This is a genomic window from Amycolatopsis vancoresmycina (genome assembly GCF_000716785.1).
Taxonomy (GTDB): Bacteria; Actinomycetota; Actinomycetes; order Mycobacteriales; family Pseudonocardiaceae; genus Amycolatopsis; species Amycolatopsis vancoresmycina.
Genome location: NZ_JNYY01000006.1, coordinates 565301 through 587689 on the forward strand (window position 1 = coordinate 565301; position 22389 = coordinate 587689).

Genomic DNA, 22389 nt, shown 5'->3' on the forward strand with positions numbered 1-22389 from the left:
TGTGTCCATAAAACGCGACAGAATGTGACCGTTTGTGCGCAACGGCTGCGCGCGGTGCCGGATCACTAACTCAGATGGCGGTACCGAGATTAGTCCGCTCGTGTTGCAGCCGCTCGTCGACTTGATCGATCCGGAACGGGTCGGGCACGCAGGGTGACCGCCTGGACCCCTACGAAAGTCGGGTTCCGGCCGCCCCGGGAGTGCCGTCGACGGCGAACCAGCCGCGCTCGAACCGTTGCCAGCGGCCCAGTTCGTTCCGTGCGGCCTCGCCGTCCCTGGCGACGGTCCTGGCCAGCCGACCGGCCGCCGAGCCGCCCTGGACCCAGCAGAGGTGCGAAAGCAGGGGTCTTGCCGAAGCGCGGCCGCTGGAAACGCCCTCCAGCACCAGGACGTCCGGCACGGCCACCCGGACGAGCTCTCCCGGCCGGGGCACCCCGGTGGTCCAGTCCATCTGCCGGTAGGCACCGGGCCGGCCGTCCGCCAGGGGCCGCAGGACGCCGTCGGCGAGCCGCGGCCACCACGCGACCGGGTCGTCCCAGGTGGCGAAGGCGTCGGTGCTCACCAGCTCGGTGCGGCGCCCGCGGGCCCGGAGCCCGGCGACGACCCGAGCGGCCAGGGTGGATTTCCCCGCGCCCGACGGACCGTCGATGGCCAGCACCCGCACCCCGCCCAGCCGCGCGGGGGCGGCGAGCAGGGCTTCGATCAGGGCGTCACTTGCTGACGCGCTCGACCTCGGGAAGTCCTTTGACGTCGTCGGGCGCCGCCGTCTTCGCCTCCAGTTCGGCGATCCGGCCGGTCAGCTCGCGGCGGGTGTCCTCGAGCTCGCAGCGCAGCAGCGCGATCTCCTCGATCGACGTGCGCACCTCTTCCTCGAGGTGCCCGACCTCGGTGGACAGGTGCAGCGACACGAGCGCCAGCACGACGCCGGCGAGGAGGAAGACGAAGTTCGACGGCGTCTGCACGCCGGTGTGCTTGGCGAGGAACTCGGCCGCCTGCGGCAGCACCGCGAGGACGACCACGCCGACCGCGACGACCAGCCACACGCCCGCGTACTTCTCGCGCAGCTTCCGCCGCCGCATCATCTCGATGACGACGAAGAGCACGACGCCGGCGACGACGATGCTGAGGATGCGCCAACCGTCCATGTTCTGCATTCCCCTTACGCCGAGTCGGACGAGTCGACCGCCGGGCGGCGGCGCACCAGCGCCAGCAGCAGCGCCAGCCCGGCCCGGCTCAGGTAGACGGCCGACTTCACGGGCGAGTGGCTGGGCGTGCCGCCCGCCCGCTCCCGCATGACGACCGGGATCTCCTTGATGGTCAGCTTGGCCCGGATGGCCATGACCAGCGACTCCACGGTGTCGCCGAGGTACTCTGCCGGGTAGTAGCCGGCGAAGAGCCGGATCGCGCGCGGCCCCATCGCCTTGAAGCCCGAAGTGACGTCGGTGAGCTTGGTCTTCGCCAGCCGCGAGAACACCAGCGAGAGCGCGACCATGGCGTACTTGCGCGGCCCGCTCGCCTTGTAGGAACCCTTGCCGGCGAACCGGGAGCCGATCACGATGTCCGCGTCGTCCAGGCCGCGCAGCAGGGCGTCGAGCTCGTCGGGGTCGTGCTGGCCGTCCGCGTCCACCTGCACGACGACGTCGTAGCCGCGGGCGGCGGCGTACCGGAAGCCGGTGCGCATCGCCCCGCCGACGCCGAGGTTCACGGCGAGCCGGGCCACCTCGGCCCCGGCCGCGCGGGCGAGCCGGGCGGTGTCGTCGACCGAGCCGTCGTCGACGACGAGCAGGTCGCCGTCCGGCAGGGCGCGTTTCACCTGCTCGATGACCGACGCGACACTCGCCGACTCGTTCAGCGCGGGCATCACGATCAGCACCCGGCGGCTGGTCACGGACGTCCTTGACACGCGATCACTCTAGCCCTTCACTTCCCGTGACCGGCCGCGGACCCTGGCGCCGCACCCGCCGTGACGACGCCCTGCTGGCCCTCGATCTCGTAGACCGACGCGCCGGGGTTGCGGAACACGAGCTTGAAGCCGGGGTCGGACTCCAGGTGGTCGAGGCCGACGCCGTTCTTCGTCGTCGCCGTGACGTGGCCGGAGCCGACGAACACGTACCGGACCTTGAGGTTCGTCAGTTCCTGGCGCACCCGCGGGTACTTGTTGATGTCGTTGAGGAACACGCCGAGGTACCCGGCCGGGGTGTTGGATTCGGCGCCGTAGAAGGTCCATTCGACCGGCTGGACGCCGTTGAGCGCGTACATCCACACCGAGCCGTCGGCCTTGCCGTTCATCACCCGCTCGCCCGGCGCGACGTGCGCGGCGAGCCAGCCGAACGCCTGGCGCTCGTCGTTGCTGACCGTCGGCCCGCCGCTGTAGTTGAGCTGCAGGCGGGCGGCGTTGCGGCCGATGTAGCCGCCGCGGCTCAGGCCGCCGACGACGACGGCGAGCAGCACGACGCCGACCGCGATGAGCGTGGCGGGGCGGACGTTCGGGAGCCGGGAGCCGGCCTTGCCCGCGAACCAGCGGGCCGCGGTGTCGGTGAACTCGCCGAACGCGACCGCGCCGGCCAGCGGGACGAGCGCGCCGATCCGCCAGTGGTCGTTGTAGAAGATGCCGGTCAGGGTGTGGATGAGCGGCGTCTCCAGCGACACGGTGGCCGCGAACAGCCCGCCGAACACGACGTACGCCGCGACCATCCACACCATCCGCCGGTGCTTGGCCAGCAGGAAGATGCCGATGATGGCCGGCACGCCGATCCACCACTGCGGGAACGCCGCCATCGGCGAGAACGTGATCGTCTCGCCGAGGCCGCCGCTGACCGTCGCGTCCGAGGCCCAGAACGCGCTCGTCACGCCGCCCGCGTTGTAGAGCGAAGGCAGCGCCAGCGGCAGCCCGCAGACCACGGCGAGCACCACGGTCGCGGCCAGCGAGGGCGCGGACCGGCGCCAGTCGATGCGCTCGAACTTCAGCAGCACGGCGAACAGGATCAGCAGGAAGTACACGACGACGACGAACGCGACGCTGGTGTGCAGCCCGATCAGGCCCGCGACGGCGACCCCGATCGCCACCGGCCCGGCGAGACCCCGCGGCTCCAGCAGCAGGCGGGCCAGCGCGAGCGCGGCCGGGATCAGCGCGACCCCGGCGACGTACGGCCACAGCGGCCCGCGCCACAGCGAGTCATACGGGAAGTTGGTGAAGGACGCCGAAACGGCCGCGGCGGCGGCGACCGCGAGCGGCGGCATCCGCCACACGTGGCACATCGCGGCGACGCCGATCGGCACGCACAGGATGACGGTGAGCGCCGCCATGTTCAGCGTCGGCATCATCGCCAGGCCGGCCTTGTCGAAGACCAGCGCGAGCAGGGCGTGGTAGGTGTCCGGGTAGAAGTAGTTCGTCTGGCCCGGCAGGTTCGCGATCGTGCCGACGGTCGACGGCCGGGCGTCGCCGTGCTCGGCGATCCAGCGCACCAGGTTGGCGTGGAACGGCGCGTCCCAGCCCTGCTGGACCTGGTTGAGGCCCCGCGCGCCACGCAGGAACGTGACGATGCCGATCAGGCTGCCGACCAGGACACCCGCGCCCATCAGCAGGTGGTCGCGCAGCGACCGGGCGGGCGAGGCCGCGGCGGCGTCCTTTTCGGCCCAGTCCGGGTGCCGTCGCGCGGTGAACCGCAGCACGAGGAACGACAGCCCGAAGCCGACGGCGGACAGGACGAGCGTCCACAGTGCGACGTCGAGGACGTTCCAGCGAATCCCGAGGCCGCCGAGCACCGGCACGGCGAGGCTCACGACGCCGAACGTCAGCAGCGGCGCGGCCGCGGCGAGCAGCCAGCCGCGCAGGCGGATCGCCGCCCCGAAGACGAGGCCAGGCAGCCAGAAGGCGAGCACGACCAGAAGTACGTTCATGGTTTTCCGCTAACCAACCTCACCGGCGTTTCACGCCGACCTGTCCGGGGTACGGCCGGGGTCACCCTACTGGGACGTCCGGAGCGGCCTGCACGTTGCCCGGCCGTCGCAGCACGAACACCAGCACGACCACCAGGCCCAGCGTGGGACCCCCGGCCAGGCCGGCGACGGCCTTGAGGATCGGGTCACCGGGCACGAGCAGCAGGGTCGCCGCGGTGGAGACCGCGACCACCGCCCACGTGACGAGCACCTTGTTCGCCTCTTTGCGGGCCACGAGCACGGCCGTCATCAGCTGCAACGCCGTGAGCAGCACCGCACCCCACACCATCCACGCCACCCACCAGCCCTGGGCGACGAAGTCCCGGCCGTAGAGCAGCGACACCAGCCACGGCCCGATCAGCCAGCCGACCAGGGCGCCGACCGCGCCGAGCACGACCGTGCCGAGCGCGCCGGCCGCGAGCAGCTTCCGCAGCCGGTGGCGGCCGTCCTCGGTGCCCGAAAGCCGGACGACCGTCGGCACGGCGAGCGCCTGCAGCGGAGACAGCAGGAGCAGCGGCACGCGGGACACGGTCAGCGTCGCGAACAGGACGCCGACGCTCGCTTCGGAGCCGCCGGGCGCGAGCAGGCTCACCATGGCCGGGTAGCCGGTGATGACGCTGGCGGTCAGGCCCGCGCCGGCCATCAGCACCAGGATCCGGGCGGTCACCGGACCCCAGCCCTCGCCGTCGGCGTGCGGGTCGACCAAGCCGGCGGCCGGGCGGACGAACAGCAGCCAGGCGAACGAGCCGGTCGCGGCGGCGATCGCGAACGACGTCAGTCCGGTGAGGCCGGCCGCGGCGATGCCGAACAGCACGAGCACGCGGACGGCGGCCTCGGCCACGACCAGGCCCGAGTACGGCTTGATCCGCTGCTGCCCGACGAGCAGGCCGCGGGTGGCGAACTGGCAGGCGAACGCGACCGCACCGCACAGCACGATGACGCCGAGCGCGGTGTGCCCGGCGTAGAGCCGGTCGGACAGCACGGGCACGACCAGCGTGAGCGCCGCGATCACGGCGACGGTCACCGCGCCGACGGTCAGGGACCGCAGCGCGGGCTTGCCCGCCTTGCCGCCGTCGAGCGCGGCCACCGCGGACTGGCGGGACAGCTCCTGCTCCAGCGGCGACAACGCGCTGCCGAGGCCCATCAGGATGCCCCAGAACGAGAGGTAGACCTTGCTGTTCTCCGGCCCGAGCCAGCGCGTGGCGACCAGCGTCAGCACGTACCCGAGGGCGATGGCGACCAGCAGCGAGATGCCGATCTTGCCGGCCGAGCGCCCGGTCTCCTTCGCCAGGCTGCGGCCGTCGGCCTCGTCGGTCATCGGCCCTGCACGCCCCGCCGCCGGCGGGCCCGCAGCGCCATCACCAGGCCGCGGACGGCACCCGCGCCGAAGCCGGCGCCGAACACCGGGGCCAGCTTCGCGACGGCCTTGGCCTCCGCGGTCGTCGCGCCGAAGCGGGTCACAGCCGCGCCGGCGGCGGCCGACCCGGCGACGGCGATCGCCACGGCCGTCCTCGGCCGCTTGGCCGCGACGGCGAGGCCGAGCACGCCGACGCCGAACGCGGCGAACAGGCCGTTGCGGGCCGGGCCCGGCGAGCCGAGGTAGGAGTCCACGAAGGTCGTCCCGCGGAAGTACGACTGGGCGACGAACTTCTTGAAGCTGTCGCGCCCGTTGTAGGTCGCGGAGAACTCCGGGGCCAGGTGGATGCGGTGCCGTTCGGCGATCCAGCGCAGGACGCCGGTGTCGTCGCTGGCGAAGCGGACGTCGTCGAACAGCGAGACGAAAGCGTCGGAGGCCGCTTCGAGCACGGCTCGCGGCGCGAAGAAGAAGCCGGTGCCCTTGGGGAAGAGGTCGAACTCCTCGATGCCGAAGGACATCAGGCGCGGGTTCGCGCAGTACCGGCGCCAGGGGATCTTCACCAGGCCGGCCATGAAGCCGGCGTACGGGTTGTGCTCGGAAGCGACGTTGACGTGGCCGTTCCAGACCGTCCGCTCCGGGTGCGCGACCAGCTGGTCGCGCAGGAAGGACAGCGACCCGGTGTCCATGACCACGCGGCTGTCGAGCAGCAGGATCTGCTCGCCCGCGGCCTTGGCGATGCCCGCCCGCCGGGCCTCGAACCGGCCGGAGTTGACCTGGCTGACGACCGTGATGCCGTGGCGTTCGCGCAGGTCGTCGAGCCGGGAAGGGGTCTCGTCGGTGCTGCCGTCGTCGACCACCACGACCTCGATCGGCCAGCTCGCGGCCGCGGCCGAGGCGAGCAGCGCGCCGACACTGCGTTCGATCCAGTCCTGCTCGTTGTAGACCGGGATCACGACGCTGAGCGAGGGGAGGAGCGGGTTCGCACTCACCGGGCCGAGGCTACCCGGCGGCCCCCGCGGCGGGTCGGCCAGTATCCTTACGCCACCGCACCCGACCAGAAATGGGCTTCACGGTGATTTCCTTCATTCTCGGCACCACCGCGGAACTGATCAAGATCGCGCCCGTCTACCACGGGATCCGCGAGCGCGGGATGCGGCCGAAGATCTGGTTCACCGCCCAGCACGTCGACGAGGTCGCCGACGTCCTCGCCGACCTGAACATGCCGGAGCCGGACGTCTGGCTGGTGCCGGAGGACAAGGCGCACAACCTCGAGTCGCCGGCGCAGGTGCCGGGCTGGGCCGCGCAGGTGCTGCGCACCGCGTGGGGCCGCCGCCACGAACTGCGCGCCGCGCTGACCGAGGACGGCCGTCCCCCGCTGGTGCTGGTGCACGGCGACACGTTCACCACGCCGTACGGCTCGCTGATCGGCAAGCGGATCCTCAAGGCCCGCGTCGGCCACGTCGAGGCGGGCGCGCGGTCCGGCAGCATCCTGTCGCCGCTGCCCGAGGAGCTGAACCGCAAGATCGCGGCGAAGATCGTCGACATCCACTTCGCGCCGAGCATCCGCGAGGTGAACAACCTGCGGCACGCCCGCGGCGTGGTCGTCGACACCGAGGCGAACACGGCCATCGACGCGATGCGGCTGGCCATCAACGGGCCGCTGGACGTGCCGGACCTGCCGGAGAAGTTCGGCCTGGCCACGCTGCACCGCTTCGAGCTGGTCTCGCGCCCGGACAAGTACCGCGAGGCCCTCGAAATCCTGCGCGAGCAGAGCCGCAAGATGCCGATCCTGTACATGGCCGGGGCGCCGGAGCGCGAGAAGATCCGCTCGCTGGGCATCGGGAACATCTTCGACGACCAGTTCATCGTCCAGCCGAAGATGCGGTACCTGAAGTTCCTGCCGCTGGTGGCGCGCGCCGAGTACGTCGTCACCGATTCGGGTGGTCTTTCCGCGGAGTGCTACTACCTCGGCCTGCCGTGCGCGGTGCACCGCGAGCGCACCGAGACGCCGCAGCACCTCGGCGAGACGGTGGTGCTGACCGAGATGCGCGGCGACAAGCTGCAGAACTTCCTCGACACGTACCAGAACCGGCGCGGCGAGTCCTGGATGGACAAGTACCACCCGTCCGAGATCGTCGTCGACACGCTGGCGCAGCTCGGCTACTGCTGAGGTCTCGTTGGGGTGACCCCCGGTTTTTCCGGGGGTGAGCCGGGCACAGTGTCGCCATGATCCACATCGGACTGGCGGCACTGCTGGTGGCGACTCCGCCCATCGATCAGGTGTCGGTTCGGCAGGCTGCGCTCGATTCGGGCTTCCAGGAGGCCTACGTCGGCGCGGCGGGCCCGATCGCGCGGACGATCCACGCGGAGTACGACATCCCGGCGTCGGTGACGGTCGCGCAGTCGATCCTGGAGTCGAACTGGGGCCGCAGCAAGCTGTCGACGGCCGAGCGGAACTACTTCGGCTTCAAGTGCGTGACGCCGACCAGCCCGGGGCCGCTTGCGCTGAAGTGCGCGCAGTACCCGACGACGGAGTGCGTTCCGGCGCCCTGCCACCCGGTGGACGCGTATTTCCGCTCGTACGCCTCGATCGACGACTCGTTCCGCGACTACGGCCGCCTGTTGACGACTTCGCCGAACTACGCGGCGGCGCTGCCGGTGCGCACGGACCCGGACGCGTTCGTCCGGGCGGTGGCGAAGAAGTACGCCACCGACCCGGAGTACGCGAACAAGGTCATCCGCCTGCTGAACCAGTACAACCTGCGCCGCTTCGACTCGTGAGTGTTTAGGCGAGTTAGAACTCGCCTAAACACTCACGACGCTTTAGAGCGCGCGGCGGCCGGAGAGCGCGCGGCCGAGCGTCAGCTCGTCGGCGAACTCCAGGTCGCCGCCCATCGGCAGGCCGGACGCCAGCCGGGTCACGCTCAGGCCCGGGAAGTCGCGCAGCATGCGGACCAGGTACGTCGCCGTCGCCTCGCCCTCCGTGTTGGGGTCGGTGGCGATGATGATCTCCGTGATGTCCGCCTCGCCGATCCGCTTGAGCAGCTCGCGCATCCGCAGCTGCTCCGGGCCGATGCCCGACAACGGGTCGAGGGCGCCGCCCAGCACGTGGTAGCGGCCCTTGAACTCGCGCGTGCGCTCGACCGCCAGTACGTCCTTCGGCTCCTCGACCACGCAGATGACCGTCAGGTCGCGGCGCTCGTCGCGGCAGATGCGGCAGGTCGGCTGCTCGGAGACGTTGCCGCAGATCTCGCAGAACTGCACGCCCTCCTTGACCTTGCCGAGCACGTCCTGCAGCCGCGCGATGTCGGCCGGGTCGGTGGCCAGCAGGTGGAACGCGATCCGCTGGGCGCTCTTCGGCCCGACCCCGGGCAGGCGCCCGAGCTCGTCGATCAGGTCCTGGACGACACCTTCGTACAAGTTCGTCAGCCGCCGAAGCCGAGGCTGCCGAGGTCCGGCATGCCGCCACCGCCGCCGAGCCCGCCGGCCAGCGGGCCGAGCTTCTGCTCGGTGAGCTTCTGCGCGCTCGCCGACGCGTCGCGGACCGCCGCGACGATCAGGTCGGACAGCGTCTCGACGTCGTCCGGGTCGACCACCTTCGGGTCGATGTGCAGGCTCTTCAGCTGGCTGTCACCGGAGACGGTCGCGGTGACCAGCCCGCCCCCTGCCGTGCCGGTGACCTCGGTGTTGGCCAGTTCTTCCTGGGCCTCGACGAGCTTCTGCTGCATCTGCTGCGCCTGCTGCATCAGCTGGGAAAGGTCGAAGCCGCCGCCGGGTTGGGCCATGATCGCACTCGGTCCTCTCTGCACGCCTGTGTCCCCACCAGGGTAGTCGCGCCACGCGCGGGGCCGGGCTGTGGCACCGTGGTCGCCGTGCGACGCGCGATTGCCCCCCTGCTGCTGGCCGGTGCCCTGCTGCTCACCGGCTGCTCCGACGACGCTCCGGCGGCGGTCCCCGTGACGACGCCTCCGCCCACGTCGGCTGCCGTGACGTCGCCGCCTTCTTCGCCGTCACCTTCGCCGTCGTCGGCTTCGCCTTCGTCGTCGGCGCCCGCGGCTCCGGCTGCGGGGAAGGTCGTCGTGCTGGATCCCGGGCACAACGGCGGCAACGCGGCCCACCCGGCGGAGATCAACCGGCCGGTGCCCGCCGGGCGCGGGCAGACCAAGCCGTGCAACACGACCGGCACCGCGACCAACGCGGGCTACCCCGAGCACGCCTTCACGTTCGACGTCGCCCAGCGGGTCGGGAAAGCGTTGGCGGACAAGGGGATCCGCGTTGTCTACACGCGACAGAACGACACCGGCGTCGGCCCCTGCGTCGACCGCCGCGCGGCGATCGGCAACGAGGCGGACGCCGACGCGGTCGTCTCCATCCACGCCGACGGCTCGGAAGCGGCCGGGGCGACCGGCTTCCACGTCGCGTACTCGTCACCGGCGCTGAACGCCGCGCAGGGAGCACCCTCGACGCGGCTGGCGCAGACGTTGCGCGACACACTGCGCACGAGCGGCTTCACGACGGCGAACTACATCGGCGGAAACGGGCTGTCGGCCCGCGCGGACCTGGCCGGCCTCAACCTGTCGACCCGCCCGGCGGCCCTGGTGGAGTGCGGCAACATGCGCAACGCGGCCGAGGCGGCCCGCATGACGAGCGCGGACGGCAGACAGCAGTACGCGGCGGCCATCGCGGCGGCGATCGAGGCGTACCTGGCTGGCTAATCTCGGCACCATGGAACTTCCCGAGAGTTGCCACCGCCTGTTCGAGCGGCCGTTCAACGCCGTGCTGACAACCGTCAACCCGGACGGCTCGCCGCAGACGTCGCTGGTCTGGGCCAGCCGCGAGGGCGACGAGATCGTGATGGGCATGGAGGGCCACCGCCCCAAGGTCCGCAACATCCGCAACGACCCGCGCGTGACGGTGCTGATCGAGGACCGCGACGGCCACAACGCCCTCGGCCTGCCCCAGTACCTGCTGGTCCGGGGCACCGCCCGGGTGATCGGGCCGGACATCGCGGACGAGTTCACGGCGTTGATGGACCGCCAGGCCCGCCGCTACCTGGGCGCCGAGCGGTACGAACTGGGCAACCAGGGCTCCCCGACGGCGGTGATCGTCCGCATCACGGCCGACCGCGTGACCGGCATCGGCCCCTGGGCCTCCTGACCCGCCCCCGAAGGGTCGGCTCGCGTACCTGAACGGTCGGCTCGCGTACCTGGAGCGTCGGCTCGTGAGCCGACCCTCGGGGTACGTGGGCCGACCGTCCGGGTCAGTCGAGGGGGCGGGCGCCCAGGTGCTCGGAGAGGAGTTTGCGGGCCACCTCGTCCGGGTCCTGGTCGGGCGGGGGTGGGGGTGGCGGCGGGGCCGGGCTGGCGTCCTCGTTGTAGAGGTCCTCGTCGTCCTCGTCGGAGGGTTCCGGGGGGAGCGGGATGTCCGGCTCGGTCGTCGTGACCTTGGGCCGCGCCGGGGGCGGCGGGGTCGCGGGGCGGGCCGCCGGCGCGGCGGCAGCCGGGGGCGCGGCCGCCGACTGGCGCGTGAACGACCGCTCCGGCGCCGGTGCCGCCGGCTGCGGGCGGGCGGCCGGTGCCGCCGGTGCGTTGCCGTGGACGCAGCGGACCTGCCAGTCGCCGCCGAGGACGTCGGTCAGGGCGCCGGCGATCTTGCGGGCGTTGTCCTGGTCGGACAGCCGGCGGGCCAGCGGCTCGGACTTGTGGGTCAGCGTCAGTGAGTTGCCCTCGACGCTCGCCACCGTGGCCTGGGTCAGCATCGCCTCGAGGCTGCGACCGCCCGTGAACTTGCGCAACGCGGTCATCAGCTGCGGCCACACGTTCCGGATCGCCGCGGCGTCCATCCCGCCCGGTGCCGCCCCAGCCGGGGCCTCCGGCTCGGCGGCTGCGGCTGCGGCTGCCGGAGCGGGCGTGCCGCCACCGGGCGTACGGACCGCGCCCCAGCCACCGTCACCAGCCTGGGCCGCAGCCGGTGCGCCGCCACCCGAACCAGCCGGAGCGGGCACGCCGCCACCCGGACCGGCCGGAGCACCCCCGCCACCAGCCGGAGCAGCCGCGCCGCTACCCGCGCCAGCCGGAGCACCCGAGCCGCCGACCGGCGTGCGCGGGGCGCCACCGTCGCCACCTTGAGCCGCACCCGTCGAAGCCGCAGCCGGGGCGCCACCAGGCGAAGCCGCGGCCAGCTCAGCCACCCGGGCGGGCGGCTTGACCGGCTCGGGCACCGGCGGCGGACCCGCCGACCCCGCGCGCTGCGACGGCCTCGAAAACTCACGCTCCGGCGCCGCGCGCACCGGCGGCTCGACGCCGCCCTCCGCGGGCGCGCCGCCTCCGCCGGCCAGCGTCGCGCGGCGCTCGAGCCGCTCGATCCGGGCCAGCAGCGCCTTCTCCGCCTCGGTCACCGACGGCAGCAGCATCCGCGCGCACAGCAGCTCGAGCACGAGCCGGGGCGAGGTCGCGCCGCGCATCTCCAGAAGTCCATTGTGGACGATGTCGGCGTAGCGGGACAGCGTGGCCAGGCCGATCCGCTCGGCCTGCGCGACCATCCGCGTCAGCTCCTCCTCCGGCGCGGACACCAGCCCGCCCGCGGACTCCGGCACCGCGCGCAGCAGCACCAGGTCGCGCAGCCGGTCGAGCAGGTCGGTCGCGAACCGGCGCGGGTCGTGGCCCGCCTCGGTGAGCTTCTCCACCGTGCCGAACACCGTCGCCGCGTCCTCGGTCGACAGCGCGTCGACCATGTCGTCGATCAGCGCGACGTCGGTGACGCCCAGCAGCGCGACCGCCCGCGAGTACGAAACGCCTTCCGGCCCGGCGCCGGCGAGCAGCTGGTCGAGCACCGACTGCGTGTCACGCGCCGACCCGCCACCCGCGCGGATGACCAGCGGGTACACCGCCGGCTCGACCTCGACGCCCTCGGCCGCGATGTTGCGCTCCAGCAGGCTGCGCATCGAGCTCGGCGGGATCAGCCGGAACGGGTAGTGGTGCGTGCGCGAGCGGATGGTGGTGAGCACCTTGTCCGGCTCGGTCGTCGCGAAGATGAAGATGACGTGCTCGGGCGGCTCTTCCACGATCTTCAGCAGGGCGTTGAAGCCCTGCGTGGTGACCATGTGCGCCTCGTCGATGATGAACACCCGGTAGCGCGACTCGGCCGGCGCGTAGAACGCCTTGTCCCGCAGCTCGCGGGCGTCGTCGACACCACCGTGGCTCGCCGCGTCGAGCTCCGTGACGTCGACGCTGCCGGGCCCCTCGGGCGCCAGCGCGCGACACGAGTTGCACTCGCCGCACGGGTCCGGCGTCGGGCCCTTGGCGCAGTTCAGCGAGCGCGCCATGATGCGCGCGCTGGACGTCTTGCCGCAGCCGCGCGGGCCCGAGAAGAGGTAGGCGTGGTTGATCCGCCCGGCGGACAGCGCCGTGCGGAGGGGGTCGGTCACATGCTCCTGACCGACGACCTCGGCGAAGGTCGCCGGACGGTACTTGCGGTACAAGGCGAGAGCCACCTCGCGAGGGTACCGGGCACCACCGACAACCTTCGCCGTGCGGTCAGGAGACCAGCGCCGCCGCTTCGGCGACCAGAGCGTTCACCTTGGTGACGTGCGCCGCCGTGAACGCGTCACGCGCCCGCGCCTTCGGCAGCTCGACGTCGAGGTACTGCTGCAGGCCCGAGTCCGGCCCGTCGAGGACGCCCTGCGCGACCGCGACGACCTCCGGGCCCTCACCCAGGGTCCGGGTGGCGTAGATGTCCAGGTCGATCAGGTGCGCGGTGTACCGGCCGTCGGCCAGGAACTCGCGGATGTCCGCGACGGTCCCGTCGAGCGCCTTCTGCGCCCACGACTTCGTCGCCGGGCCACCGGCCGACATGATCTGGCTGACCTCGACGCGGTCGTCGGTGTCCCGGCCCGGGTAGTCCCCGGTGCGCAGCAGCGCGGCAACCCCGGCGTACGGGCCCGCGAGCGCGTCACGGGCCGCCTGGCGCAGGCCCGGGCGGGCCTTCGGGTCCGCCGCGATCGCCGAGACGGCGGCGCGGTCGTCGGACTCCTGCGCGACGGCGAGGCCGCTGCGCACGAACGTGACGACGTCGTCGTCGGAACCGCTGAGCGCGGCGCGGGCGGCGATCTTGACCGCGGCACCGCCGTTGCGCAGCAGGTAGACGGACGCCTTGCGGCCGTTCGGCACGGTCAGCGCCGGATCGGCCGCGTCGGTGAGCAGCTTGCCGTTGTCCGCCTTGGCCTGTGCGGCGCGGGCCGCGGCCTCGCGGGCCTGCTGCTGCGCGGCCGCGTCGGCCGCCGCGGCGGCCCGGCCGTCCTGCTGGTTCTTGGCCTGCTGCGCGGCGAGCCGGTCGGCGTTCGCCTTCCGCGCGTCGGCAGCGAGCTTCGCGGCCTTTTCCGCGGCGAGCTTCACGACCAGGGGCCGGTGGCCGGCCGCGGCGGCCTTGGCGCCGTCGAGCTGCCCCTGGACCGCGGTGAGCTCGGTGTCGTAGTTCGCCGCGACCTGCCGCCAGAGGGACAGGAAGTACCGGACGTCGGCCGGCGTGCCGTCGAGCGCCGTCTGCGCGGCGGCCTGGACCTCCGGCCCGCCGGCGGCCATGGCCTGGTTGACGGTGATCCGGTCGTCGACGTCCTTGGCCTTCTGCAGGCCGGTCTCCAGGAAGGCGCGCACGTCGGCGGGGGTGCCGTCGAGCGCCTTCTGGGCCCGGGCGTTGACGGTCGGGCCGCCGGCGTTCATGGCCTGGCCGACGGCGATCCGGTCGTCGGCGATCCTGGCCAGAGCCAGGCCGTGCGCCAGGTACTCGCGGATGTCGTCCTGGGTGCCGTTGAGCGCTTCCTGGGCGGTGCGCTTGGTGACCGGGCCGCCGGTGGACAGGGCCTGGGTGACGAGGACCCGCTCGTCGTCGTTCTGCGCTTGCTGACGGCCGGTGGCCAGGAAGGCGGCGAGGTCGGCCGACGAGCCGAGCAACGCCGCTTCGGCGGCCCGCGCCACGCCGGGGCCGCCGGTCTCCAGCAGCGAGACGGCCTGCGCCCGGTCGGGCAGTTCCTCGGCGGCCGCGGGTGTCGCGAAGACCCCCGCGGCGAGCGCCGCCGCAACGATTACTGCGTTTGCACGCAAGGTGAAACCCCCTCGATCGATGATCGTCCGTTCCCTTATCGCCGGGACGGTCGGAATGTTTCCGATAACCTCGGATGTCGTGAGTCGTACGCGGAAGGCGGATCCGCAGCCCAGGCGGTACCCGGTGCGCTTCGGCACGGCGGAGCTGGTCCGCGACGCCGACCGCGGCAACGCGTGGCTGGTCTCGGTGGACGGCGTCGCGCAGTCGTACGTCGACCTCGACGACCCGGCCCACCTGGAGTTCGACTACGTCCGCCGGTTCGCCGACGTGGTGGACCGCCTGCCGCCGGGCCCGCTGGACGCGCTCCACATCGGCGGCGCGGCGTGCACGCTGCCGCGGTACGTCGGGGCGTCGCGGCCGGGCTCGCGCCAGCTGGTGTTCGACGCCGACGGCGAGCTGGTGGAGCTGGTCCGCGCGCAGCTGGGCCTGCGGGTCCCGGGCCTGCGCGTCCGGGTGACGGACGGCCGCGAAGGGCTGGCGACCCGCCGTCCCGGGTCGGCGGACCTGGTGGTGGTCGACGCGTTCGAGCGGGCCACGCTGGCCGGCGGCCTGGCGACGCTGGAGGCGACGCGCGCGATCGCGGAGATCCTCCGCACGCGGGGCCTGTACCTGGCGAACATCACGGACGGCTCGGGTCTCCCGTTCGCCCGCCGCTTCCTGGCGACGCTGCTGGCGGTGTTCCCGGAGGTCATGCTCCTGGCTGACCCGGGAGTGCTGCGCGGCCGCCGCTTCGGCAACCTGGTGCTGGCGGCCTCGGCGGCGGAGCTCCCGACGGCGGAGATAGCGCAGCGGACGGCCTCGGCGGCGTTCCCGGCGCGGTGCGTGTGGGGCGCGGAGCTGCGGAAACTGGCGGGCAAGGCGGCGCCGATCACGGACGGGGACGCACCACCGCCCCCGAGCCCGCCGGACGACGTCCTGGGCCTGTTCTGAGGGCCAAAAAAAGGGGACCCCGCGCACCCGTCAGAGCCTGCTTATCCTTGCTGCCTTCCGGCCCTGGGGAGGTTCACAGGGTGGACGCCGCGCGGGGTCCGTGGATCAGTGTAGCGGGCTCTCCTCAGGCCCCCGCACCAGCCTGGGCCCGAGCCCGCTTGAACGTGTTGTGCAGCACCGCCAGCAGCGCGTCCCGCACCGACAGCTTCTGCCGCGCGTCGAACGTGATCAGCGGGACGTCCTCGCTCACCGCGAGGGCCCACCGCACGTCCTCCAGGTTGTGGCCCAGCGAGCCGTCGAACATGTTCACCGCCACCACGAACGGCAGGCCCGCGTTCTCGAAGTAGTCGACCGCCGGGTAGCAGTCGTCCATGCGGCGGGTGTCCACGATCACCAGTGCGCCCAGTGCGCCGTGGACCAGGTCCTGCCACATGAAGCCGAAGCGGTCCTGGCCGGGCGTGCCGAACAGGTACAGCTTGACCTCTTCGTCGATCGTGATGCAGCCGAAGTCCAGTGCCACCGTCGTCGTGGTCTTGGACGGGACGTGGCCGGTGTTGTCCGCGGACATGGACGTGATCGCCGCTTCGGTCGTCAGTGGCTTGATCTCCGAGATGGACGACACCGCCGTCGTCTTGCCGACGCCGAAGCCGCCCGCGATGACGATCTTGACCGGGGCCGGCGGCCGGGCGCCCGGTTCAGTGAATGGCTTCGAGTCCACGAATGACCCTTTCGATCATGCCGAGGTCGTGCGAGTTGTGGTTGCCGGGGCGGCGGACGACGACGTAGCCCAGTTCGGCGAGGTCGGCCACCAGCACCCTGGCCACGCCGATGTGCAGGCCGAGCATCGCGGCCACCTCGGCGACGGACATCGTGTTCCGGCAGAGGGAAACGATTTCCTGACGTTCGAACGTGAGCTTCGGGTGCGACGCCGCCCCGAGGCGGGACGTCATGACCTGCGCCTCGATCTCGAGGCTCTGGTCGACCGGCTGCGCCCGTCCCGAGGTCATCAGGTACGGCCGCAGCAGCGAAGGCTCTTCGGACATCACGACCCCACGGTGTTCTTGAGCTCCTCGATCAGGCCCGGCGTGAGAACTTCCGTGGCGCGGTTGGCGAACATCGCCATTTCGTAGGCGATCGTGCCGAGGCTGGCCTGCTTGTTGGCCAGCACGCCCAGCGAACACCCGATGCTGATCGTGCAGACGAGCAGGTAGCCGTGCTCGAGCTCGATGATCACCTTGTCCGGTGAGCCGAGCGGGTGGCTTTCGGAGACGCCGTGGGCGAGGCCGAGCATCGCGGAGGAGATCGCCGCGAGCCGGTCGGCGTTGGAGCGCTCGAGCTCCGTCGACATGGCGATCAGCAGGCCGTCGGCCGAGACCGCGATGGCGGCTATCGCGCCCGCGGTGTGCTGCGCGAAGCGGCTCACCAGCCAGTTGAAGTTCTGGGCTTCGACACTGACTCCAGGTGCGGGGATGCTCATTTCCTGCTCTCTTCTCCTCGTTCCATCACACGACCGGCGACCACGCCTTGGGGCGGGCTGTCTGCCGTCAGGTCCTCCGCCTTGGCCAGGCCGGCGGCGAACGCGTCGAACGCCGCTCGCTCGGCCGCCGGGTCCCGCCGGGTGCGGTGGGCGACGGCTCGGGCGATCGGCCGCCCCGCGGGCTGCTGCCGCAGGCCGGGGGCGAGCTGGGCGCCGGGGACGCGGCGGATCAGGCCGTCCCGCGACGGTGGCGGGGCCGCGGCGATCGGCGCGGTGGCGACCGGCACCGCGGACCACGTGCGGCCGGCGGGCATCGCCGACTCCCCCGGCACGCGCACCGGCAGCCCCGAGCCGTCGTCCGGCGACGGGACGGGCACCGGCGGCGGCACGGGTGCGGTGACGAGGGTGGGCGGCGCGGACGGCGGTTCGGCCGCCATCGCGCTGACCTCGGCGGCCTTGGCGAACGCGCTCTCGAAGCCGTCCATCGCGGCCTTGGTGGCTTCGGGGTCGTGGCGCGGCTTGTCCTCGGCCACCGGGGCCGACGTGCCCGGGCTGGGCAGCTGGGCGCCGCGGACCCGGCGGCGCAGGCCGCCGCGGGACTCGGAGGTGGCCGGTTCCGGTTCTTCGGCCGGCTTGACGTCGGGTTCGGCGTCCGGCCACACCGGTTCCAGCTCGCGGAACCAGCGGAAGCCGTTGCCGGGGCCGAGCAGCGCCGGGATGGCCGGCGCCGGCAGCTCGGCGGGTCGCGCGCGGACCGGTTCGGGCGCGGGCGGCCGGAAACTGTCCAAATCGGACAGTGTGGTGGGCGCCGCGTGCCGCGGCGCCGAGACCGCCGGCGCGGCCTGCGCCGGGATCACCGGCGTCGGCTCGGCCTTCGGGCGCAGCGCGGTGCGATGGGTGAACAGGGCGGGCGGGATGGTCAGCCGCGCGGTCACGCCGCCGGTGGTCGGCGTCGCGAGCAGCTCGACGCCCAGTTCGTGGCGCCGGGCCAGCCGGCCGACCACGAACAGGCCGAGCACACTGGTCGGTGCGAGCTCCAGGCGTTCGCGTTCGACGAGCCGCTGGTTCTCCTCGGCCAGCTTGTCCGCGGTCATGCCGATGCCGTGGTCGACGATGCTCACCAGGCAGGCGCCGTCGGCGAGCAGCATCGTGTCGACCTCGACCATCGAGCCCGGCGGCGAGAACGACGTCGCGTTCTCCAGCAGCTCGGCGAACACGAGCACCAGGTCGGCGCCGAGGGCCGACGACAGCAGGATTTCCGCGACGACGCCGAGCTTGACGCGCTGGTAGTCCTCGATCTCGGCGAGCGCGGACCGCAGGGCGGTGGACAGCTCGATCGGGCCGGCGATCCGGGTTTCGTCGCGGGTGCCGGACACGACCAGCAGGTTGTCGGCGTTCCGGCGCAGGCGGGTGGAGAGGTGGTCGAGCCGGTAGAGGCTGGCCAGCAGCCGGGTGTCCTGCTCGTTGCGCTCGACCTCGTCGATCAGGGCCAGCTGGCGGCCGACGAGGTTCTGCGTGCGCTTCGCGACGTTCGCGAACATCAGGCTGGTGTTGCGCCGGGTGAGGGCCTGGCGTTCGACCAGCTCGGCCGCGGTGGTCTGGACCCGGTTGAACGCGGCGGCCAGCTTGCCGAGCTCGTCGCCGGAGACGACGTCGATGGTGGCCAGCCGCGGGACCTGCGCCTCGGCTTCCTCGGTGTCGGTCACGCGGACGAGCTCGGTGCCGGCCAGGTCGGCGACCGACGTCGCCGCGGTGGTCAGCTGGCGCAGCGGCCCGGCGATCGAGCGGGACACCGCGACGGCGAGGAAGGCGACCAGCAGGAACAGCCCGCCGGCGCCGAGGCCGACGGTCCAGGCCAGCCGGGTCGCGTCGGCGGCACGGCCGTTCGCGGAGTCGGCGATCTCGCCGATCACCCGTTCCTGCACCAGTTTCCGCTGGCTCGCCTGGCTTTCCGACGACGCGAGGACGTCGGCGACGTACTGGGTGGTGCCCGCGGTGGTGCGCGGGTTGCCGATCTGGGCGGCGAGGTCCTCGATCCGGCGGCCTGCCTCGCTCGCCTCGACGTTGACCACCAGCGACGCCTGTTCGCTGTCGGTTTCGTCGTCGGCCTGCTGGACGAACCGGTCGGTGAAGATCGGCGCCTGCTGGGTGGCGTCGTCCAGGATCGGCCGGCCCGCCTCGGGCGACACCGCGGTCACGATCAACGCCATGCCCCGCAACGAGTTCTCCTCGTTCGCGCGCAGCAGCGCCTCCAGCGCGGACAGCTCCCGGGTGCCCTCCGCGTCGTCGGTCAGCTGCGGGACCAGCCGCAGCGAGTCGATCACCGCGCCGATCACCGCGTGGTAGGTGCGCGCGACGCTGTCGAGCGCGACGCCGCGGCGTTCGGCGTTCTGCCGCAGCTCGGCCAGCGAGCCGATCCGGGTCAGCGCCGCGGACAGCTCGTCGGGCGCGTCGGGCCCGAGCGAGGACCGCACCTGCTCGACCGCCGCGTCGACCGTCTTCCGCTGCTGGAGCATCTGGTCGGCGGGCATCGACGGCGTGGCGACGAACGCGCCGGTCTGCAGCCGTTCGCGCTGCAGCTGCCAGACCAGCCCGCCCAGCTGCTGCGTGTACCGCGCCACCGTCGCCGACTGGTCGGCCGCGCCGGCGCTGTTCGCCTGCGTCAGCACGAACGGCACCGACACCAGTACCACCGCGACCAGCGGCGGCAGGAGCAGCAGGTTCAGCTTGCCGCGAATGCCGAGCCGGGCGAGGAAACCCCCGCCGCCCGCCGGTTTCGCGGTCGACCTGCCGTGCCTCATCCCGCCACCTTCCCGTCTTGCGTTCTCACTCGACCGCGGCCACCCGGCTGACGTGCCCCCGGTGCTGCTCCCGGACCAGGTCCTCGATCCGGGCGCGCAGCGCGAGGAACCGCGGTTCGCGCTTCACCGCCAGGTCGCGTCCGGCGGGCAGCGCCACCTCGACGTCCGCGGCGATCCGGCCCGGGTCCGAGGCGAGCACCACCACCCGGCCGCCGAGGAAGACCGCTTCCTCGACGTCGTGGGTGACCATCAGCACCGTGGTGCCGGTGTCGGCCCACACCTGGCGGATCAGCACCTGCATGTCCTCTTTGGTCTGGACGTCCAGCGCGCCGAAGGGTTCGTCCAGCAGCAGAACTTCCGGTTCGCACGCCAGGGCCCGCGCGATCGCGACGCGCTGCTTCTGGCCGCCGGAGAGCTGCTTCGGCAGCGACTTGCGCACGCGGTCGAGCCCGGTTTCGGCGAGGTACCAGCTCACCCGCTCGGCACGCTCGGCCGGGTCGATCGAGAGCAGCTCGAGTCCGAACGCGACGTTCTTCTCGACGGTGCGCCACGGGTAGAGCGCGCCGGCCTGGAAGACGAGCCCGCGGTCCGGGCCGGGCCCGGTCACCGGGACGCCGTCGAGCACGATCTCGCCTTCGGTCGGCCGGGTGAGCCCGGCGACCAGCGACAGCAGCGTCGACTTGCCCGAGCCGCTCGCGCCGACGACGCAGACGAACTCGCCGCGCAGGACTTCGAGGTCGACGCCGTCGAGCGCGCGGGTGACCTTGCCGCGGACGGTGTAGTCCTTCGCGACGTTCCGCAGTTCCAGCGTCATGCCGCCCACTTCCCGACCCGCGTGCGCAGCAGGCGCAGCAGGACGTCGATCAGGAGCCCGGCGAGCCCGATGACCACGAGCACCGCGAAGATCTTGTCCGTCTGCAGGAACCGTTGCGCGCGGACGATCCGGTAGCCGAGGCCGGCCGAGGAGTTGATCAGCTCGGCGACGACCACGAAGTTCCACGCCGCGGCGGCGTTGACCCGGATCGCGTCGATCATGCCCGGCAGCGAGTGCGGCACGACGATCTTGCGCAGCACCTCGCCGCGGCGCGCGCCGAGCGTGTAGGAGACGTCGAGCAGCGCGCTGGGCACGCCGCGGACGACGTCGGCGGTCATCAGCGTGTTGAAGAAGACCGTCCCGATGAACAGGATGGCGATCTTCGACGGCTCGCCGAGGCCGAGCCAGATGATCAGCAGCGGGATGAACGCGCTCGCCGGCAGGTAGCGCAGCAGCCCGATCAGCGGCTCGAAGAACGCCTGCCCGGCGGTGAAGGTGCCCATCAGGATGCCGAGCGGCACCGAAACCAGCACCGCGAGGCCGAAGCCTTCGAGCACCCGCTGGGTCGTCGCCCAGAGGTCGTCGAAGAGCTCGCCGGTGCCCGCCATGTCGAGCCCGGCCCGCAGCACGGCGGCCGGGGACGGCAGGAACGTCGAGTCGACGGCGCCGCTGACGCTCAGCACGACCCACGCGAGGAACGGGATCGCGAACGACAGCGCCGCCAGCGTCCAGCGGGCCGGCGCGGAAATGGGCGCCCGCAAGGAGAACAGCGGCGACGCGGGCTTCGGCGCGGACCGCCGCGGCAGCGGTCCCCACGCCGGGCGGCCGCGGCCGGCCGCGTGCTCCTCGGCGAGCCGCTGCTCGGCTTCCAGTGCCTCGGCGGCTCGCTCGTCGGCCGCCGAGGCCGGGGTGGTGCGCTGGGTCGGACCGGTCACTGGGGCGCGGCCTTCACGAACTGGTCGTCGAACAGCCCGTCGAGCGACGGCCGCTGCTGGGCGAGCCCGGTGCCGACGATGAAGTCGACGATCTTGTTCGCCTGGAAGTCGAGGTGCTGCGGGGTGACGCCCGGGGTGAACGCGTCGAGGTTCTGCTGGCGCGTGAAGATCGTGGTGCCGGCGTCGTAGGACTTGTAGTCCGCGTCGGAGACGCCACCGCGCTTGGCCATGATCTTGACGGCCGCGTCCTTGTTGGCCTTGATCCAGGCCAGCGTCTCGAACCAGGTGTTGACGAGCGCCTGCACGTCCTTCGGGTGGTCCTTGACCAGCTTCTGCGACGTGACGAGGTGGTCGGGGATGGCGCCCGGGAACTCCGCCGACGACGAGATCGCGCGGCTGCCGGGGCGCTCGAGGGCCTTGGAGGTGAACGGCGCGAACGCGGCGACCGCGTCGACCTGGCTGCCGGCGAACGCGGCCGCCGCGGCGTCGGTCGGGAGGTTGACGAGCTGGATGTCCTTTTCGGTCAGTTTCGCCGACTGCAGCGCGAGCAGCAGCAGGTAGTGGTCGACCGCGCCCTGCTCGACGGCGACCTTCTTGCCCTTGAGGTCGGCGATGCTGGTGATCCCGTCCCGCGCGATGATCTTGTCGTTGCCGGTGGAGTTGTCGTTCACCAGCACGATCGACAGCTTGGCGCCGCCGGAGACCGACGACAGCGTGTCGTTGAGGGTCTGGCTGTTGGCGTCGATGGCGCCGCTGGAAAGGGCGTTGATGCTGTCGGTGTAGTTGTCGAAGTACTTGAGGTCGACGTTCACGCCGTTCTTGGCGAACAGGCCCTGTTCCTGCGCCACCTGCCAGGGGAACCAGCCCGGCCAGGCGCTGAACCCGAGGGTGATCTTGCTGCCGCTGCCCGAGGCGGAGCTGTCACTGCAGCCCGAAAGCGCGGTGACCCCGGCGAGGGTCAGCAAGGTCAGGAGCACCGTCAGCAGACGGGGGCGGGAACGGGAAATCACAACGAACTCCAGATGGCGGGGGAAGTG

Annotated in this window: 22 protein-coding genes and 1 other RNA gene; 5 read left to right on the top strand and 18 right to left on the bottom strand. The window is 72.3% G+C overall.

Annotation, left to right across the window (positions count from 1 at the left end; all coding sequences use genetic code 11):
* Nucleotides 1–169 precede the first annotated feature (169 nt).
* From OO60_RS17720 to OO60_RS17745, 6 genes are all read right to left on the bottom strand, one after another.
* Nucleotides 170–673 (bottom strand): uridine kinase family protein, encoded by a 504-nt coding sequence (locus OO60_RS17720; protein ID WP_240490873.1) that lies wholly within the window; start codon nucleotides 671–673, stop codon nucleotides 170–172.
* A 37-nt stretch (nucleotides 674–710) separates the two neighbouring features.
* A complete protein-coding gene (locus tag OO60_RS17725; RefSeq protein ID WP_004559734.1) occupies nucleotides 711–1145 on the bottom strand; it encodes a DUF2304 domain-containing protein in 435 nt (144 codons plus the stop codon).
* Between the two features lie 14 nt (nucleotides 1146–1159).
* Nucleotides 1160–1861 (bottom strand): glycosyltransferase family 2 protein, encoded by a 702-nt coding sequence (locus tag OO60_RS17730; RefSeq protein WP_051767716.1) that lies wholly within the window; start codon nucleotides 1859–1861, stop codon nucleotides 1160–1162.
* A gap of 59 nt (nucleotides 1862–1920) precedes the next feature.
* A complete protein-coding gene (locus OO60_RS17735) occupies nucleotides 1921–3900 on the bottom strand; it encodes a DUF6541 family protein (protein WP_004559736.1) in 1980 nt (659 codons plus the stop codon).
* Nucleotides 3901–3961: 61 nt separating this feature from the next.
* Nucleotides 3962–5257, bottom strand: coding sequence for a lipopolysaccharide biosynthesis protein (locus OO60_RS17740; protein ID WP_004559737.1), 1296 nt, complete (start codon nucleotides 5255–5257; stop codon nucleotides 3962–3964).
* A complete protein-coding gene (locus OO60_RS17745; RefSeq protein WP_033261672.1) occupies nucleotides 5254–6285 on the bottom strand; it encodes a glycosyltransferase family 2 protein in 1032 nt (343 codons plus the stop codon). Before OO60_RS17745 ends, OO60_RS17740 begins: the two co-directional genes overlap by 4 nt.
* 71 nt (nucleotides 6286–6356) lie before the next feature.
* Here OO60_RS17745 and OO60_RS17750 point away from each other — a divergent pair, with 71 nt between their 5' ends.
* Together OO60_RS17750 and OO60_RS17755 are read left to right on the top strand one after the other, a co-directional pair.
* Complete coding sequence (locus OO60_RS17750) at nucleotides 6357–7466, top strand: UDP-N-acetylglucosamine 2-epimerase (RefSeq protein ID WP_004558723.1); 1110 nt, start codon at nucleotides 6357–6359, stop codon at nucleotides 7464–7466.
* 56 nt (nucleotides 7467–7522) lie between these two features.
* Nucleotides 7523–8077: a glucosaminidase domain-containing protein gene (locus OO60_RS17755; protein WP_004558724.1), complete on the top strand. Its 555-nt coding sequence runs from the start codon at nucleotides 7523–7525 to the stop codon at nucleotides 8075–8077.
* Nucleotides 8078–8119: 42 nt separating this feature from the next.
* On the opposite strand, the gene recR is transcribed toward OO60_RS17755, so the two are convergent.
* Together recR and OO60_RS17765 are read right to left on the bottom strand one after the other, a co-directional pair.
* Nucleotides 8120–8716: a recombination mediator RecR gene (gene recR / locus OO60_RS17760; RefSeq protein WP_004558725.1), complete on the bottom strand. Its 597-nt coding sequence runs from the start codon at nucleotides 8714–8716 to the stop codon at nucleotides 8120–8122.
* A 5-nt stretch (nucleotides 8717–8721) separates the two neighbouring features.
* The gene (locus tag OO60_RS17765) at nucleotides 8722–9081 is read right to left on the bottom strand and encodes a YbaB/EbfC family nucleoid-associated protein (protein ID WP_004558726.1); all 360 of its coding nucleotides are present in this window, start codon (nucleotides 9079–9081) and stop codon (nucleotides 8722–8724) included.
* A gap of 78 nt (nucleotides 9082–9159) precedes the next feature.
* Here OO60_RS17765 and OO60_RS17770 point away from each other — a divergent pair, with 78 nt between their 5' ends.
* Together OO60_RS17770 and OO60_RS17775 are read left to right on the top strand one after the other, a co-directional pair.
* Nucleotides 9160–10011: an N-acetylmuramoyl-L-alanine amidase gene (locus tag OO60_RS17770; RefSeq protein WP_205624243.1), complete on the top strand. Its 852-nt coding sequence runs from the start codon at nucleotides 9160–9162 to the stop codon at nucleotides 10009–10011.
* Nucleotides 10012–10021: 10 nt separating this feature from the next.
* Complete coding sequence (locus OO60_RS17775) at nucleotides 10022–10453, top strand: TIGR03618 family F420-dependent PPOX class oxidoreductase (RefSeq protein ID WP_004558728.1); 432 nt, start codon at nucleotides 10022–10024, stop codon at nucleotides 10451–10453.
* Nucleotides 10454–10556: 103 nt separating this feature from the next.
* Here the strand turns inward: OO60_RS17775 and OO60_RS17780 are convergent, their stop codons facing one another.
* Nucleotides 10557–12788 carry a DNA polymerase III subunit gamma and tau gene (locus OO60_RS17780; RefSeq protein ID WP_033261673.1) on the bottom strand — a complete coding sequence of 744 codons (2232 nt, stop codon included), beginning with the start codon at nucleotides 12786–12788 and terminating at the stop codon, nucleotides 10557–10559.
* Between the two features lie 43 nt (nucleotides 12789–12831).
* Nucleotides 12832–14394, bottom strand: coding sequence for an ALF repeat-containing protein (locus OO60_RS44640; RefSeq protein ID WP_156081309.1), 1563 nt, complete (start codon nucleotides 14392–14394; stop codon nucleotides 12832–12834).
* Here OO60_RS44640 and OO60_RS17790 point away from each other — a divergent pair.
* A complete protein-coding gene (locus tag OO60_RS17790; protein ID WP_240490597.1) occupies nucleotides 14375–15325 on the top strand; it encodes a spermidine synthase in 951 nt (316 codons plus the stop codon). The two genes, OO60_RS44640 and OO60_RS17790, sit on opposite strands and share 20 nt — an antisense overlap.
* 8 nt (nucleotides 15326–15333) lie before the next feature.
* Here OO60_RS17790 and ffs read toward each other — a convergent pair.
* From ffs to OO60_RS17825, 8 genes are all read right to left on the bottom strand, one after another.
* Nucleotides 15334–15428, bottom strand: an RNA gene (gene ffs / locus OO60_RS45445) — signal recognition particle sRNA small type.
* 21 nt (nucleotides 15429–15449) lie between these two features.
* On the bottom strand, nucleotides 15450–16043 hold the full coding sequence (locus OO60_RS17795) for a GTP-binding protein (protein WP_003061346.1): 594 nt from the start codon (nucleotides 16041–16043) through the stop codon (nucleotides 15450–15452).
* The gene (locus OO60_RS17800) at nucleotides 16021–16368 is read right to left on the bottom strand and encodes a DUF742 domain-containing protein (protein ID WP_033261675.1); all 348 of its coding nucleotides are present in this window, start codon (nucleotides 16366–16368) and stop codon (nucleotides 16021–16023) included. The genes OO60_RS17795 and OO60_RS17800 overlap by 23 nt, the downstream gene beginning before the upstream one ends.
* Entirely contained in the window at nucleotides 16368–16802 is a 435-nt protein-coding gene (locus OO60_RS17805) for a roadblock/LC7 domain-containing protein (protein ID WP_003061341.1), read from the bottom strand. Before OO60_RS17805 ends, OO60_RS17800 begins: the two co-directional genes overlap by 1 nt.
* The gene (locus OO60_RS17810) at nucleotides 16799–19603 is read right to left on the bottom strand and encodes a sensor histidine kinase (protein WP_033261676.1); all 2805 of its coding nucleotides are present in this window, start codon (nucleotides 19601–19603) and stop codon (nucleotides 16799–16801) included. The genes OO60_RS17805 and OO60_RS17810 overlap by 4 nt, the downstream gene beginning before the upstream one ends.
* 25 nt (nucleotides 19604–19628) lie before the next feature.
* Nucleotides 19629–20417 (bottom strand): ABC transporter ATP-binding protein, encoded by a 789-nt coding sequence (locus tag OO60_RS17815; RefSeq protein ID WP_003061336.1) that lies wholly within the window; start codon nucleotides 20415–20417, stop codon nucleotides 19629–19631.
* A complete protein-coding gene (locus tag OO60_RS17820; protein ID WP_033261677.1) occupies nucleotides 20414–21352 on the bottom strand; it encodes an ABC transporter permease in 939 nt (312 codons plus the stop codon). Before OO60_RS17820 ends, OO60_RS17815 begins: the two co-directional genes overlap by 4 nt.
* Nucleotides 21349–22362 carry an ABC transporter substrate-binding protein gene (locus tag OO60_RS17825; RefSeq protein ID WP_033261678.1) on the bottom strand — a complete coding sequence of 338 codons (1014 nt, stop codon included), beginning with the start codon at nucleotides 22360–22362 and terminating at the stop codon, nucleotides 21349–21351. The genes OO60_RS17820 and OO60_RS17825 overlap by 4 nt, the downstream gene beginning before the upstream one ends.
* Between the last annotated feature and the right edge of the window lie 27 nt (nucleotides 22363–22389).

Coding starts and splice junctions, on each gene's coding strand:
- OO60_RS17755 (WP_004558724.1), top strand. CDS start 7,523: ATGATCCACATCGGACTGGCGGCACTGCTGGTGGCGACTCCGCCCATC.
- OO60_RS17725 (WP_004559734.1), bottom strand. CDS start 1,145: ATGGACGGTTGGCGCATCCTCAGCATCGTCGTCGCCGGCGTCGTGCTC.
- OO60_RS17800 (WP_033261675.1), bottom strand. CDS start 16,368: ATGTCCGAAGAGCCTTCGCTGCTGCGGCCGTACCTGATGACCTCGGGA.
- OO60_RS17765 (WP_004558726.1), bottom strand. CDS start 9,081: ATGGCCCAACCCGGCGGCGGCTTCGACCTTTCCCAGCTGATGCAGCAG.
- OO60_RS17740 (WP_004559737.1), bottom strand. CDS start 5,257: ATGACCGACGAGGCCGACGGCCGCAGCCTGGCGAAGGAGACCGGGCGC.
- OO60_RS17750 (WP_004558723.1), top strand. CDS start 6,357: ATGGGCTTCACGGTGATTTCCTTCATTCTCGGCACCACCGCGGAACTG.
- OO60_RS17805 (WP_003061341.1), bottom strand. CDS start 16,802: ATGAGCATCCCCGCACCTGGAGTCAGTGTCGAAGCCCAGAACTTCAAC.
- OO60_RS17810 (WP_033261676.1), bottom strand. CDS start 19,603: ATGAGGCACGGCAGGTCGACCGCGAAACCGGCGGGCGGCGGGGGTTTC.
- OO60_RS17735 (WP_004559736.1), bottom strand. CDS start 3,900: ATGAACGTACTTCTGGTCGTGCTCGCCTTCTGGCTGCCTGGCCTCGTC.
- OO60_RS17775 (WP_004558728.1), top strand. CDS start 10,022: ATGGAACTTCCCGAGAGTTGCCACCGCCTGTTCGAGCGGCCGTTCAAC.
- OO60_RS17815 (WP_003061336.1), bottom strand. CDS start 20,417: ATGACGCTGGAACTGCGGAACGTCGCGAAGGACTACACCGTCCGCGGC.
- OO60_RS17730 (WP_051767716.1), bottom strand. CDS start 1,861: ATGCCCGCGCTGAACGAGTCGGCGAGTGTCGCGTCGGTCATCGAGCAG.